This window comes from Actinosynnema sp. NPDC059335, assembly GCF_042752395.1.
GTDB lineage: Bacteria > Actinomycetota > Actinomycetes > Mycobacteriales > Pseudonocardiaceae > Actinosynnema.
In genome coordinates, this window is the sequence record NZ_JBHYXZ010000112.1 from 16,292 (window position 1) to 28,825 (window position 12,534).

A 12,534-nucleotide genomic window follows, 5' to 3' on the forward strand; every position below is an offset into this window, starting at 1 on the left:
CAGCGAGGGATGGCCCGCGTCACCATCAGCGCCTACGCTCGTTACTTGTAAGTAGGAAACGAAGAACGCGGGCAGCACGCCAGGAGGCCAGACATGCGGATCCGGCTCACGCGACCGGCGCGCGCGGCGGCTGTCGTGCTCGCGGTCGGCCTGGCCGGCGCCGCGGCGGGTTCCGGGTCGGCCGCGGCCGCCGAACCGGTCGTCGTGGGCAGCTGCGCGACGACCGTCCAGGGCGCGCCCGGCACGCCGGTGTCGCTCAGCCCGGCCGCGGTGCTCGACCCGGTCGTGCAGCTCATCCGGGCCGTCCCGCTGCTGGGGCCGCCGCTCGCCGAGCCGTTCGCCCGGACGTTCTCGGCCCTGCCGCCCATCCCCGTGGGCGCGATCCCCACCGGCACGGGCGTCATCACCGGCGGCGAGATCGCGAACAAGGTCAACGCCGAGCTGGCCGGGCTGCCGCTGCTCGGGCCGATCATCGTCACCCTCTCGAACGGCGTGCGCACCGAGCTGACCAGGCTGTGCGGCATCACCGTGCAGGGCGTCAACACCGTCGCCGCACCCGTCCAGGACGGCTCCAAGGCGCTGGCCGACCTCTCCGGGCAGGCCACCGGGCAGCTGCCCGGCCTGCCCGGCGTGCCGGGCGGCAAGCCCGCGCCCACCCAGCCCCCGCAGACCGGCCGGCCGGGCGCGAACCCCGGCACCCCGTCACCCGGCGGCACCCCGCCCGCCCAGTCCCCGGTGACCGGCCCGGTCGGCGGCGTCGGCGGGCTCGACGTGCCGCTGTACGGCACGAACCCGTGGGGCGGCAACTTCGGCCGCGTGCCGCTCTTCAGCTACGGCGCCCTGCCGTTCGCCGTCCCCGGCCAGTACGCGCCGTCACCGGGCGTGCGCTACGGCGGCGGCGTCAGCGGCTACCGCCCGGGCTACGGCGTGCCCGGCGACCCCGACGCCGACAGCGTGCACACCGCCGGTCGCGCCCAGGCGCTGCCCGGCGTCGGCCGAATGGGCGGCGGCGTGGCGGCTCCCGTGCTGCTGGCCGTGCTGCTGCTGGCGTGCGTGACGGGCGCGCTGGTGCGCACCTGGGTGCTGCGCCGGGCCACCGCCTGAGAGCACTCCCCGGACCACCAGCTCAAAGGCGCCGGCCACCGTTTGTTACCCTTCACGGGTTGCTGACGCGACGACCCTCCTGCCACGGAACGTCCGTGGCCGCCGAGTCCACAGGAGGTGAGTGGTCTTCATGCGTCATTACGAAGTGATGGTCATCCTCGACCCCAGTCTCGACGAGCGCACGATCGCGCCGTCCCTTGACACGTTCCTCAACGTCATCCGCACCACGGGTGGCAACGTGGAGAAGGTCGAAGTGTGGGGCAAGCGCCGCCTGAGCTTCGAGATCAAGAAGAACTCCGAGGGCATCTACGCCGTCCTCGACCTGATCTCGACCCCGGACGCGGTGAAGGAGCTGGACCGCCAGCTCGGCCTGCAGGAGACGGTGCTCCGGACGAAGGTCATCCGCCGCGAGCCCGCCAAGGCCGCCAAGGCCACCGCCAAGGTCTAGGAGCGCCCCGAACATGGCAGGCGAGACGACGATCACGGTGGTCGGCAACCTGACCGCCGATCCGGAACTCCGGTTCACCCAGTCCGGCGCCGCGGTGGCGAGCTTCACCGTGGCCTCCACCCCCCGCACGTTCGACAAGGCGAGCGGTGAGTGGCGCGACGGTGAGGCGCTGTTCCTGCGGTGCAACGTGTGGCGGCAGGTCGCGGAGAACGTGGCCGAGTCGCTCACCCGCGGCTCGCGCGTGCTCGTGACCGGGCGGCTGCGCCAGCGCTCCTTCGAGACGAAGGAAGGCGAGAAGCGCACCGTCATCGAGCTCGAGGTCGACGAGATCGGCCCCTCGCTGCGCTACGCGACCGCCAAGGTCAACAAGGTGAGCCGGGGTGACGGCGGCGGCGGCTTCGGCGGCGGCGGCCAGTCCCGCGGCGGCGGCGCGCCCGCCGACGACCCGTGGGGCTCCGCGCCCCCGGCCGGCTCCGGTGGCTTCGCCGACGAGCCGCCCTTCTAGACCGGCACCGGTCCACCTCACACTTCACTGCGTAAGACCAGGAGTTCACACATGGCCAAGCCGCCTGTGCGCAAGCCCAAGAAGAAGGTCTGCGCGTTCTGCAAGGACAAGAACGCCAACCTGATCGACTACAAGGACACCACCCTGCTCCGGAAGTACATCTCGGACCGGGGCAAGATCCGCGCCCGCCGGGTCACCGGCAACTGCTCCCAGCACCAGCGCGACGTCGCGGTCGCCGTCAAGAACGCCCGCGAGATGGCGCTGCTGCCCTACACCTCGACGGCTCGCTGAGAAAGGGGACGGCATCGTGAAGCTCATCCTCACCGCTGACGTGACCGGCCTCGGCGGCCCCGGCGACATCGTCGAGGTCAAGGACGGCTACGGCCGCAACTACCTGCTGCCCCGCGGCCTGGCGATCGTCGCCACCAAGGGCGCGGCCAAGCAGGTCGAGGTCATCCGCCGGGCGCAGGAGACCCGCCGGGTCCGCGACCTGGACCACGCCAAGGAGATCAAGGCCTCCCTGGAGGGCCTCGGCTCCGTGACGCTCAAGGCCAAGGCCGCGGCGGGCTCGAAGAAGCTGTTCGGCTCCGTCACCTCGGCCGACGTCGTGTCGGCCGTGCGCGCGGCCGGCGGCCCCACGCTGGACAAGCGGGCCGTCGAGATCGCGGGTCACATCAAGACCCTCGGCAAGCACTCGGTGAACGTCCGGCTGCACCCGGAGGTCACCGTGTCGCTGTCCGTCGAGGTCGCGAACGTCGGCTGAGCGGGCCGCGAAGCGCCGTTCGACCAGGTGTTCTGGTCGGGCGGCGCTTTCGCTTGTCCGGCTGTGGACAACTGATGTGACACGTCGGGCGCGACACGCCGTGCCGGCGGTTACACGCGACACGCCGAGGGTGTGACGAAGGACTTTTCCACACAGTTATCCACAGGCACTGAGCAGGCAAAACTTTTGTCTGGGGCCGAGTTGTACCCAGGTTGTCCACAGCTTTCCCCAGGGCTGTGGTCAGCTCGGCGCAGCCATCCCCAGGCTGTCCACCGAGTTGTCCACAGGATCGTTTGCCTACGCCATCCAGGTGGCTCTAGCGTCGCTGGATCGCGGGCGTGGCGCGCCGGGATTGTCGGTGCCACGGGGTAGAACATCCGCACGGAGCAGATTGGGGTGAGCTCACGGTGGCGCTGGTGGACGACCGGGGCATGGCAGAGCCCGGCTTCGAACGGCAGCCGCCGCAGGACCTCGCCGCCGAGCAGTCGGTGCTGGGCGGCATGCTGCTGAGCAAGGACGCGATCGCCGACGTGGTCGAGGTCCTCGCGCCCAACGACTTCTACCGGCCGGCGCACCAGGCCGTGTACGACTGCATCCTCGACCTCTACGGCCGGGGCGAGCCGGCCGACCCGATCACCGTGTCCGCCGAGCTGGAGCGGCGGGGCGAGCTGCTGCGCGTGGGCGGCGCGCCGTACCTGCACACGCTGATCGCGACCGTGCCGACGGCCGCCAACGCCTCCTACTACGCCGAGATCGTGGCCGAGAAGGCCGTGCTGCGGCGGCTGGTCGAGGCGGGCACCAGGATCGTCCAGCTCGGCTACAACGGGGCCGAGGGCGCGGACGTGGACGAGGTGGTGGACCGGGCGCAGGCGGCGATCTACGAGGTCACCGAGCGCCGCACCACCGAGGACTACGTGGTGCTGGAGGAGCTGCTCCAGCCGACCATGGACGAGATCGACGCGATCGCCTCGCGCGGCGGCTCGTCGCTCGGCATCCCGACCGGCTTCGCGGACCTGGACGAGCTGACCAACGGCCTGCACCCCGGCCAGATGATCATCGTCGCGGCCCGGCCGGGTGTCGGCAAGGCGCTCGCGCTCGACACGCCGCTCGCCACGCCCACCGGGTGGACGACCATGGGCGAGGTGGCCGTCGGAGACCGGTTGATCGGCGCGGACGGGCGACCGACCACCGTGGTGGCCGCGACCGATGTGATGCACGGCAGGCCCTGCTACGAGGTCGAGTTCTCGGACGGTTCCGTGCTCGTGGCCGATGCCGAGCACCAGTGGCTGACCGAGACGCGCGCATCACGTCGCTCGGCGCAGGAGGCCACGACCCGGTTCGGGCGCCGGCACGTCGTGCCGGGCGGCATCCGCACCACCGCGGAGATCGCGGCGACCCTCCGGTGCGGGACGGCGGACCGGAGGCTGAACCACTCGGTGGCGAACGCCCGGGCGCTGGATCTGCCGGAGGCGGCGCTGCCCGTCGGCCCGTACACGCTCGGCGCGTGGCTGGGTGACGGGCACTCGGCAGGCGCCAGGCTCACCACGGCCGACCCCGAGATCGTGTGGAACATCGAGGCCGAGGGCTACGAGGTGGTGCCCCAAGGCGGTCTCCTCTACGGTATCCGCCTGCCCGCGGCGGGTGCCGTGGGCGTCCGCGAGTGCGTCGTGTGCGGCACCGCGTTCACACCGAAGACCTCGCAGGTCAAGACGTGCGGCCGAAGCTGCGGCGGCAGGTCGCGCTTCATCTCGGACCCCGTGCCAGCACCGACCTGCCCGGACTGCGGTGCTCCGACCTCGGGCCTGCGCCGGTGCCAGGGCTGCCACCACGACCACGGCACCGTCCAGGCGCTCCTGCGCGGGCTCGGCGTGCTGGGCGACAAGCACATCCCGGCCGCCTACCTGCGGGCGTCGATCGCGCAACGGCGAGCGCTCCTCGCCGGGTTGCTGGACACCGACGGCACGGTGACCGCCGGCGGTTCCGTGCAGTTCTCGGTGACGAACGCACGGCTGGCCGAGAACGTCCGCGAACTCGTGGTGAGCCTCGGCTACCGGTGCTCGGTCAGCACCAAGCGGGTTCGCGGACGCAGCGAGGAGACGTCCACCGCCTACACCTTGACCTTCGGCACGGAGGACGACGTGTTCGGCCTCGAGCGCAAGCGGCTCTTGCTGAAGGAACGGCGTCGTGCCCGCGACACGGTTCGGACCAGGTCGCGGTTCATCGTGGACGTCCGCCCGATCGCGAGCGTGCCGGTGCGGTGCGTGGAAGTGGACAACCACGACCACCTGTACCTCGCGGGACGATCCATGATCCCGACCCACAACTCGACCCTGGGACTCGATTTCGCCAGGTCGTGCTCGGTGAAGCACGGGTTGACCAGCGCGATCTTCTCGCTGGAGATGTCGCGCACGGAGATCGTCATGCGCATGCTGTCGGCCGAGGCGCGGATCCGGCTCGGGGACATGCGCGGTGGGCGGATGAGCGACGACGACTGGACGCGGTTGGCGCGGCGGATGAGCGAGATCAGCGAGGCGCCGCTGTTCGTCGACGACTCGCCGAACCTGACCATGATGGAGATCCGGGCCAAGGCGCGGCGGTTGAAGCAGCGCCACGACCTGCGGCTCGTGGTGGTCGACTACCTCCAGCTCATGTCGTCGGGCAAGCGCTCCGAGTCCCGTCAGCAGGAGGTCTCGGAGTTCTCCCGGAACCTGAAGCTGATCGCCAAGGAGCTGGAGGTCCCGGTGATCGCGATCAGCCAGCTGAACCGCGGGCCGGAGCAGCGGACCGACAAGCGGCCCCAGCTCTCCGACCTGCGCGAGTCCGGCTCGCTGGAGCAGGACGCCGACATGGTCATCCTGATCAACCGGCCGGACGCGTGGGAGCGCGACGACCCCCGGGCGGGCGAGGCGGACCTGATCATCGCCAAGCACCGCGCCGGCCCGACCGCCACGATCACCGTCGCGCACCAGCTGCACTACAGCCGGTTCGCCGACCTCGCCCAGGGCTGACCGTCGCCCCGACCGCGACGGGTGTCGGGGCGGCGGTCGTCAGGCGGCCGGTGTCACTTCAGGTGCCGGTCGAAGAAGCGGTTGCCGTCGTCCGCCTCGAAGGCGGGCACGCCGGTGTGGCCGCCCATGTTGGCGTGCAGCGTCTTCTCCCGGGAGCCGAAGGCGTCGAACAGGTCCAGGGCCAACTGCCGGTCGTTGCCCTCGTCGTCCCACTGCAGCAGGACCTGCAGCGGGATGGTGACCTGCCGGGCCTCCGCGAACATGCGGCGCGGCACGTAGCTGCCGGCGAACAGGAGGGCGGCCTTGACGCGCGGCTCGACTGCGGCCAGGCGGACGCCGATGGCGATCACCCCGCCCGAGTAGCCGACCGGGCCGCCGATCCCGGGCACGTCGAGCACGGCGTCGAGCAGGGCCCGCCACTCGGGGACCGCCTGCTCGACCAGCGGGAGGACGAGGCGGTCCACGATCTCGTCCACCGGCTCGCCGGCCGTGATCGCCCGGCGCAGGTCGGCGCGGGCCCGGTCGGCGGACGGGGACCGGGGGCGGTCGCCGCTGCCGGGCAGTTCGAGGGTGGCCGCGGCGTAGCCGGCGGCCGCGGCGTGCCGGGCGCGGGCGGACACCCGGGGGTACATCCGGCGCAGGTCGCCGGGGTGGCCGACCAGGATCAGCGGGGCCGGTTCGGGGGCGGCTTCGGGCGTCCAGAGGATGCCGGGGATCGCGCCGAGGGTGAACTCGCGTTCGAGGACGCCGTCGTCGAGGCGTCGTTCGGAGGTGAACAGCACGGTCGTGCCTTTCGGGAGTGCCGGCGGCGCTCCCGGACGACCTATCGCCCGACCGTGACCCCGGAGAGGAGCACCCCTGTCGACTGGTTCACGGGTACCACCTCCTCGGTCTCTCGCACGGCCTCCGGGAACCTAGCAGTGGTGGCCGCGGGGCGCGAACGGCTTTCCGGCGCGTCAGCCCGGCTGGAAGAATTCGAGCATCCGCCGCGCGGCGTCCGGCGAGGTCAGCAGCTCGTGCAGGTCCGCGGACATCCGGGCGGCGGCGCCGGTGCGTTCGAACATCTCCCGCTCGTACTCCGCGACGGCGGTGGCGTGGTCGTCCGGGTGCGCGGCCAGCGCGAGGGCGAGCAGCGCGCCGTCGAGCAGCGCCATGTTGGCGCCCTCGCCGACCGGCGGCATCAGGTGCGCGGCGTCGCCGACCAGCGTGACGCCCGGTCTCGACGGCCAGGTCAGGCCGACCGGGAGGGTGGTGATCTTCCGGGGCGCGATCGTGTCGTCGCAGGCCGCGATCAGCGCGGTGATGCGCGGGTCCCAGCCGGCGAACAGCTCGATGAGGCGGGCCCGCGCGGCGGGCGGGTCGTCGAACGGGATGCCGCAGGTGGCGAGCCAGTCCTCGTCGGTGCGGTAGAAGTTGAGGCCGAGGCGCACGCGGCCGTCGCCGTTGCGCTGCGCGGCCAGGGACTGCCCGTCGCCGAGCACCCAGTAGTTGCCGCGCCCGACCATCGCGGCGAGGTCGGGGTGGGTGCGGTCGATGTCGGGGATGCCGAGTTCGACGGCGTGCCGGCCGGTGTGCGCGGGCCGGGCGTCGGTGAGCAGGGCGCGGACCCGGGAGTTCGCGCCGTCGGCGCCGACGAGCAGGTCGTACCGCGCGCTGCGGCCGTCGGCGAAGCGGAGCACGCCGTCGGCGGCGGACTCGAACGCGTGCCCCCAGCGCACCGCGCCGTCGGGGAGCGAGTCGAGCAGCAGGTCGCGCAGGTCGGCGCGGTCCACCTCGGGTCGCAGGAGCGGTGCGTCGTCGGGCGTGTCCTCCCGGAGCAGGAGGGTGCCGTCCGGTTCCAGGAGCCGCATGTCCTGACCTTCGCCGCGGGCGATCGCGTGGAACCCGTCGAGCAGGCCGGCCTCGCGCAGCGCCCGCTGCCCGGAGTGGATGTCGAGCATGCCGCCCTGGCCGCGCGCGTCGCGTGACGGTTCGCGTTCGTAGACCACGGCGTCGACGCCGTGCACGTGCAGCACGCGGGCCAGGGCCAGACCGCCCGGGCCGGCTCCCACGATGGCGATGTCCACGAGCGACCTCGATTCACTGTATCGGCTCGATACACCGTATCAGCGTCTACGGTGTATGGTCTGCGCCGTGGTGGTGTGGGAGCGGCCGGAGCCGCCGGAGCGCCCGGCGCCCGCCCCCCTGAGCCGGGAGCGGATCGTGCGGGCGGCGATCGGGCTCGCCGACGCGGACGGCCTGGACGCGGTGTCGTTGCGCAAGGTCGCGGCGGCGTTGGACGTGGGCCCGATGCGGCTGTACGGCTACATCGCCACCAAGGAGGACCTGCTCGACCTGATGGTGGACGCCGTCCAGGGCGAGATCACGCCGGTCGGGGACGGGTGGCGCGAGGTGCTGCGCTCCCTCGCCGACACCACGCGCCGGGCCGCGCACCGGCACGAGTGGCTCGCCGACCTGCTCGGCGGCCGGCCGCAGCTCGGCCCGAACGCGCTGGCGAGCGGCGAGGCCGTGCTGGCCGCGATGGGCGACGTCGACCTGGCGATCGTCGTGCCGGCGGTCGCCGCGGTCAACGCGTACGTGATCGGCGCGGTGCGCCGGGAGATCACCGAGCGGCGCGCCGAGCGGGCCTCCGGGATGGACCAGCGGCAGTGGCAGGCCACCCGCGGGCCGTACCTGCGGCGGGTCTTCGCCACGGGCCGGTTCCCCGCGCTGGCCGCGATGGTCCACGACGGCCCGCACCTCGACGCCGACGAGACCTTCCGGGCCGGGCTCGAGTTCGTCCTCGACGGCATCGGGGCCCGCATCGCGGCGCGCTGATCAGGTATCGAGAAGCGTCGGCGCGGGTCGGCACCTAGCCTGACCGGCATGGACCTCACGATTCACACCACGGTGCTGCCGCACGACGACCCGGACGCGTCCCTCGCCTTCTACCGCGACACCCTCGGCTTCGAGGTCCGCACCGACGTCGGCCAGGGCCGGATGCGCTGGATCACGGTCGGTCCCGCCGGGCAGCCCGACGTCTCCATCCTGCTCGCGCCGCCGGGGGCCGACCCCGGCATCACCGACGACGAGCGCCGCACCATCGCCGAGATGATGGCCAAGGGCACCTACGGCTGGATCCTGCTCGCCACCCGCGACCTCGACGGCACGTTCGAACGGGTGCAGGCGGGTGACGCCGAGGTGGTCCAGGAGCCGACCGAGCAGCCGTACGGGGTGCGCGACTGCGCGTTCCGGGACCCGGCGGGCAACCTCGTCCGCATCCAGCAGGTCGGCTGAGGGCGCCCGCCATGTGCCTTCCCGGGTGGGCGCGCGCCCGCATCGCGGCCCAGCGCACGGCGCACCTGGCGCGGCTGCGCCGGGTGCGCGACCGGATCGACCGCGAGCACGCGCGGCCGTTGGACGTCCTGGCGCTCGCCCGCGACGCGGGCCTCCCTCCCGGCGTCCTCAGCCGCGAGTTCCGCCGCGCGTACGGCAGGTCGCCGTACGCCTACCTCGTGGCGCGCCGCGCCGAACGGGCCGCGCTCGGACCGGTCAGGAATCGAGAAGCGCTGGTCAGGGCACCGGAAATAGCGTTGTCGGCATGACGAACATCGACTCCGTGATCCTCGACGTGACCGACGCCGACGCCGCCGCCCGCTTCTACCGGACGGCCTTCGACCTCGACGGCCTCGTCGTCCCCCGCGTCTCCGACGCACCGAGCACCGGCTTCCGCGGGTTCACCCTGGCGCTCACGGTCGCCCAGCCCTCCACCGTCGACAGCCTCGTCGCGACCGCCGTCGAGGCCGGCGCCACCACGATCAAGCCGGCCGCCAAGTCGCTGTGGGGCTACGGCGCGGTGGTCCAGGCGCCGGACGGCACCCTCTGGAAGGTCGCCACGTCGGCCAAGAAGGACACCGGCCCGGCCACCCGGCGCGTCGACGACGTCGTGCTGCTGCTCGGGGTCGCCGACGTGGCCGCGAGCAAGCGGTTCTATCTGGACCAGGGCTTCACCGCGGCGAAGAGCTTCGGCCGCATGTACGTCGAGTTCGCCACCGCGCCCGGTTCGATCACGCTCGCCCTGTACCGGCGCCGGGCGCTGGCGAAGACCGCCGGCGTCTCCCCGGAGGGCACGGGGTCGCACCGCATCGCGATCGTCGGCGACGCCGGGGCCTTCACCGACCCGGATGGCTTCGCGTGGCTGACCGCGGCGTCCGCGCGGCCCGCCGCCTGACCGGGACGGCGCCGGAGCGCGGTCCGACCGATCCCCGCACCAGCGGAACCGCGCATACGATCACAGGATGCCACCCGACGCGGCGCGGCGCAGCGACCGTTCGAGGCGGGCGATCCTCGTGGCCGCGTTGGAGCTGGTCGAGGCGCTCGGCTACTCGCGGTTGACCATCGAGGCGGTGGCGGCCCGCGCCGGGGTGGGCAAGCAGACGATCTACCGCTGGTGGCCGTCGAAGGGGCCGCTGCTGTTCGACGCGCTGGTGGAGTTCGGCCCCTCCGAGCCGGACGCGGCGCCGACCGGGGTGCTGGCGGTCGACCTCAAGCGCGAGCTGCGCGCCGCGGCGGAGGAGCTGGCCGAGCGGCGGTTCGACCAGGTGTGCCGGGTGCTGGTGCACGAGGCGCGCACGGACCTCGTGACGTTGCTGCTCATGCCGCGCCGGGTGCTGGTGGAGGAGCGGCTGCGGACCGCCCAGCGGCTGGGCGAGGTGCCGGCCGACGTGGACGTGTCGGCGGCGGCGGAGCTGCTGCTCGGGCCCGTCCACCAGCGGTGGTTCCTGCGGACCGCGCCGCTGACGGGCGAGTTCACCGACGCGGTCGTCGATCTCGTGATCCGGGCGCTGACGGCCCGACCATGATCGGTAGGGTTCGTCGATCATGGGGTACGCCGTGGTCGACGTGGAGACGACCGGGTTCGCGGCACGCGGTTCGGACCGGATCGTCGAGGTGGCCGTCGTCGGGTTGGACGCCGCGGGCCGGGTGACCGACGAGTGGTGCACCCTGCTCAACCCGAACCGCGACCTCGGGCCGCAGCACGTGCACCGCATCCGCGCGGCCGACGTGTGGCACGCGCCGACGTTCGCGCGGGCGGCGGGCGCGGTCGCGGCACGCCTGGCCGGCCGGGTCGTGGTCGCGCACAACCTGGCGTTCGACGCCCGGTTCCTGACCGCGGAGTTCGCCCGCGCCGGCGTGGACCTGCCGATCACGGGCCTGTGCACGATGCGCCTGGCCGACCGGTACCTGCCGCACCGGGCCGGCCGGTCGCTGCGCGACTGCTGCGACGCGGCGGGGGTGGTGCTCGACTCGGCGCACTCCGCGCTGCACGACGCCCGCGCCACGGCCGCGCTGTTCGCCCACTACCTGCGGTTCGGCGTGCCCGACGCCGACCGCGTCCCGCGCGTCCCGCTGCCCGACGACGTGACCGAGGTGCGGCGCGGCGCGGCCCCGCCGGTGTCGCGGCGGCCGGAGCTGGTCACGCTGGTGCGGGGCGACCGGGTGGTGTTCACCGGTCGGATGAGCGCGCCGCGCGAGGAGTGGGTCGACCGGGCCGCGTCCGCCGGGCTGGTCAGCCAGGGGTACGTGACCAGGGCGACCCGGGTCGTGGTCGCCGCCGACCCGTTCACGCTGTCGACCAAGGCGCGGCGGGCGCGGGCCTACCGGGTGCCGATCGTGTCCGAAGAGGACTTCGCCGGGATGCTCGACCGGCTGGGCGTTACACCGCCGGCCAAAGATCACCGGACCGAGTGGCCTCGGGCCTATTGAAAAGCCCGCTACCTGCGGGGAGGCTCATCACGGACAGGCCCGGCCTCGGCGGAAGGCACGAGTCCCATGAGTACGGTGCAGACCACGGCCCCCCGTGCGGTGTGGGACGAGTTCGTCTCGGAGCTGCCGGTCGGGGTGCTGCTCCAGGACGACCGCGGTGCGGTGCTCGCGGCCAACCCGATGGCGTCGGCGCTGCTGCGCGACGCCAACGCCCGCGACGACTTCGGCGCGCCGCTGCCGAGCTGCGCCGAGCTGGCCGCGCAGGTGCTGCGCACCGGGTCGCCCCTGACGATCCCGATGGTGCTGCCGCACGCCCAGGTGTGGGCCGAGTACTACCCGGTCGAGGTGCGCGGCCAGGTGCTCGTGCTGCTCCGGCCGGTGCAGGCGGACGTGCCGCACAGCGCCGGGCTGCTCGACGCGCTGACCGGCCTGCCGGGGCGGGCGCTGCTGCTCGACCGGCTGGACCAGGCGCTGATCCGGGCCCGCACCCGCGGGACGTTGGCGTCGCTGGTGCTGGCGGACGTGCACCGGATGGCCGAGGTGAACGTGGCGCACGGCTTCCGCCGCGGCGACGAGCTGCTGGCCGTGCTGGCGAACCGGCTGCGGAAGGGTTTACGGGCGGACTACACCGTGGCGCGGTACGGCGGCGACTCGTTCGCCGTGGTCGCGGAGCACCCGGACGGCAGCGGCGAGGCGATCGCGGCCCGGGTGCGCGAGCTGGCCGGGCGGGCGGTGCGGCTCGGCGGCGAGCGGGTCCGCACCGACGTGCGGGTGTGCTGGGTGACCAGCGACGGCGAGGCGCCGGTGCACTCGGTGGTCGCGCACGTGGAGGAACGCCTGCGCCGGTGACCCCCGGAACGCGGACCGGGGGGGCCCCGCGGGGGGGGCGGGGGGGCGCGGCGGCGGCGGGGGGGGGGCGGGGGAGGAGGCCGCTCGAAGACGGGGGGGGGCGGACCGCGCC

Annotated in this window: 14 protein-coding genes and 1 pseudogene; 13 read left to right on the plus strand and 2 right to left on the minus strand. The window is 73.4% G+C overall.

What is annotated here, in order from left to right; all coding sequences use genetic code 11:
* Positions 1–93: 93 nt before the first annotated feature.
* The 6 genes from ACFXGA_RS28605 (at position 94) to dnaB (ending at position 5,828) form a co-directional block, all read left to right on the plus strand.
* Positions 94–1,104, plus strand: coding sequence for a hypothetical protein (locus tag ACFXGA_RS28605; RefSeq protein ID WP_378093078.1), 1,011 nt, complete (start codon positions 94–96; stop codon positions 1,102–1,104).
* 130 nt (positions 1,105–1,234) lie between these two features.
* Positions 1,235–1,552: a 30S ribosomal protein S6 gene (rpsF, locus tag ACFXGA_RS28610; RefSeq protein WP_378093080.1), complete on the plus strand. Its 318-nt coding sequence runs from the start codon at positions 1,235–1,237 to the stop codon at positions 1,550–1,552.
* Between the two features lie 13 nt (positions 1,553–1,565).
* Positions 1,566–2,057 (plus strand): single-stranded DNA-binding protein, encoded by a 492-nt coding sequence (locus tag ACFXGA_RS28615; RefSeq protein ID WP_378093082.1) that lies wholly within the window; start codon positions 1,566–1,568, stop codon positions 2,055–2,057.
* Positions 2,058–2,108: 51 nt separating this feature from the next.
* The gene (gene rpsR / locus ACFXGA_RS28620; protein ID WP_015805710.1) at positions 2,109–2,348 is read left to right on the plus strand and encodes a 30S ribosomal protein S18; all 240 of its coding nucleotides are present in this window, start codon (positions 2,109–2,111) and stop codon (positions 2,346–2,348) included.
* A 13-nt stretch (positions 2,349–2,361) separates the two neighbouring features.
* Positions 2,362–2,820, plus strand: coding sequence for a 50S ribosomal protein L9 (gene rplI, locus ACFXGA_RS28625; protein WP_378093104.1), 459 nt, complete (start codon positions 2,362–2,364; stop codon positions 2,818–2,820).
* Positions 2,821–3,227: 407 nt separating this feature from the next.
* Positions 3,228–5,828 (plus strand): replicative DNA helicase, encoded by a 2,601-nt coding sequence (gene dnaB / locus ACFXGA_RS28630; RefSeq protein WP_378093084.1) that lies wholly within the window; start codon positions 3,228–3,230, stop codon positions 5,826–5,828.
* 53 nt (positions 5,829–5,881) lie between these two features.
* Here the strand turns inward: dnaB and ACFXGA_RS28635 are convergent, their stop codons facing one another.
* Together ACFXGA_RS28635 and ACFXGA_RS28640 are read right to left on the minus strand one after the other, a co-directional pair.
* On the minus strand, positions 5,882–6,610 hold the full coding sequence (locus ACFXGA_RS28635) for an alpha/beta hydrolase (protein WP_378093086.1): 729 nt from the start codon (positions 6,608–6,610) through the stop codon (positions 5,882–5,884).
* Between the two features lie 174 nt (positions 6,611–6,784).
* Positions 6,785–7,894 (minus strand): FAD-dependent oxidoreductase, encoded by a 1,110-nt coding sequence (locus tag ACFXGA_RS28640; RefSeq protein WP_378093088.1) that lies wholly within the window; start codon positions 7,892–7,894, stop codon positions 6,785–6,787.
* A gap of 67 nt (positions 7,895–7,961) precedes the next feature.
* Here ACFXGA_RS28640 and ACFXGA_RS28645 point away from each other — a divergent pair, with 67 nt between their 5' ends.
* From ACFXGA_RS28645 to ACFXGA_RS28675, 7 genes and pseudogenes are all read left to right on the plus strand, one after another.
* On the plus strand, positions 7,962–8,645 hold the full coding sequence (locus tag ACFXGA_RS28645) for a TetR/AcrR family transcriptional regulator (protein ID WP_378093091.1): 684 nt from the start codon (positions 7,962–7,964) through the stop codon (positions 8,643–8,645).
* A 48-nt stretch (positions 8,646–8,693) separates the two neighbouring features.
* The gene (locus ACFXGA_RS28650; RefSeq protein ID WP_378093093.1) at positions 8,694–9,104 is read left to right on the plus strand and encodes a VOC family protein; all 411 of its coding nucleotides are present in this window, start codon (positions 8,694–8,696) and stop codon (positions 9,102–9,104) included.
* A gap of 11 nt (positions 9,105–9,115) precedes the next feature.
* Positions 9,116–9,346: pseudogene (locus ACFXGA_RS28655) on the plus strand (AraC family transcriptional regulator); the annotation flags it as partial.
* A gap of 62 nt (positions 9,347–9,408) precedes the next feature.
* A complete protein-coding gene (locus tag ACFXGA_RS28660) occupies positions 9,409–10,038 on the plus strand; it encodes a glyoxalase (protein WP_378093095.1) in 630 nt (209 codons plus the stop codon).
* A gap of 67 nt (positions 10,039–10,105) precedes the next feature.
* Positions 10,106–10,669, plus strand: a complete 564-nt coding sequence (locus ACFXGA_RS28665; protein ID WP_378093097.1) for a TetR/AcrR family transcriptional regulator — start codon at positions 10,106–10,108, stop codon at positions 10,667–10,669.
* A gap of 19 nt (positions 10,670–10,688) precedes the next feature.
* Entirely contained in the window at positions 10,689–11,573 is an 885-nt protein-coding gene (locus ACFXGA_RS28670) for an exonuclease domain-containing protein (RefSeq protein ID WP_378093098.1), read from the plus strand.
* Positions 11,574–11,639: 66 nt separating this feature from the next.
* Complete coding sequence (locus tag ACFXGA_RS28675) at positions 11,640–12,422, plus strand: GGDEF domain-containing protein (protein WP_378093100.1); 783 nt, start codon at positions 11,640–11,642, stop codon at positions 12,420–12,422.
* Positions 12,423–12,534 lie beyond the last annotated feature (112 nt).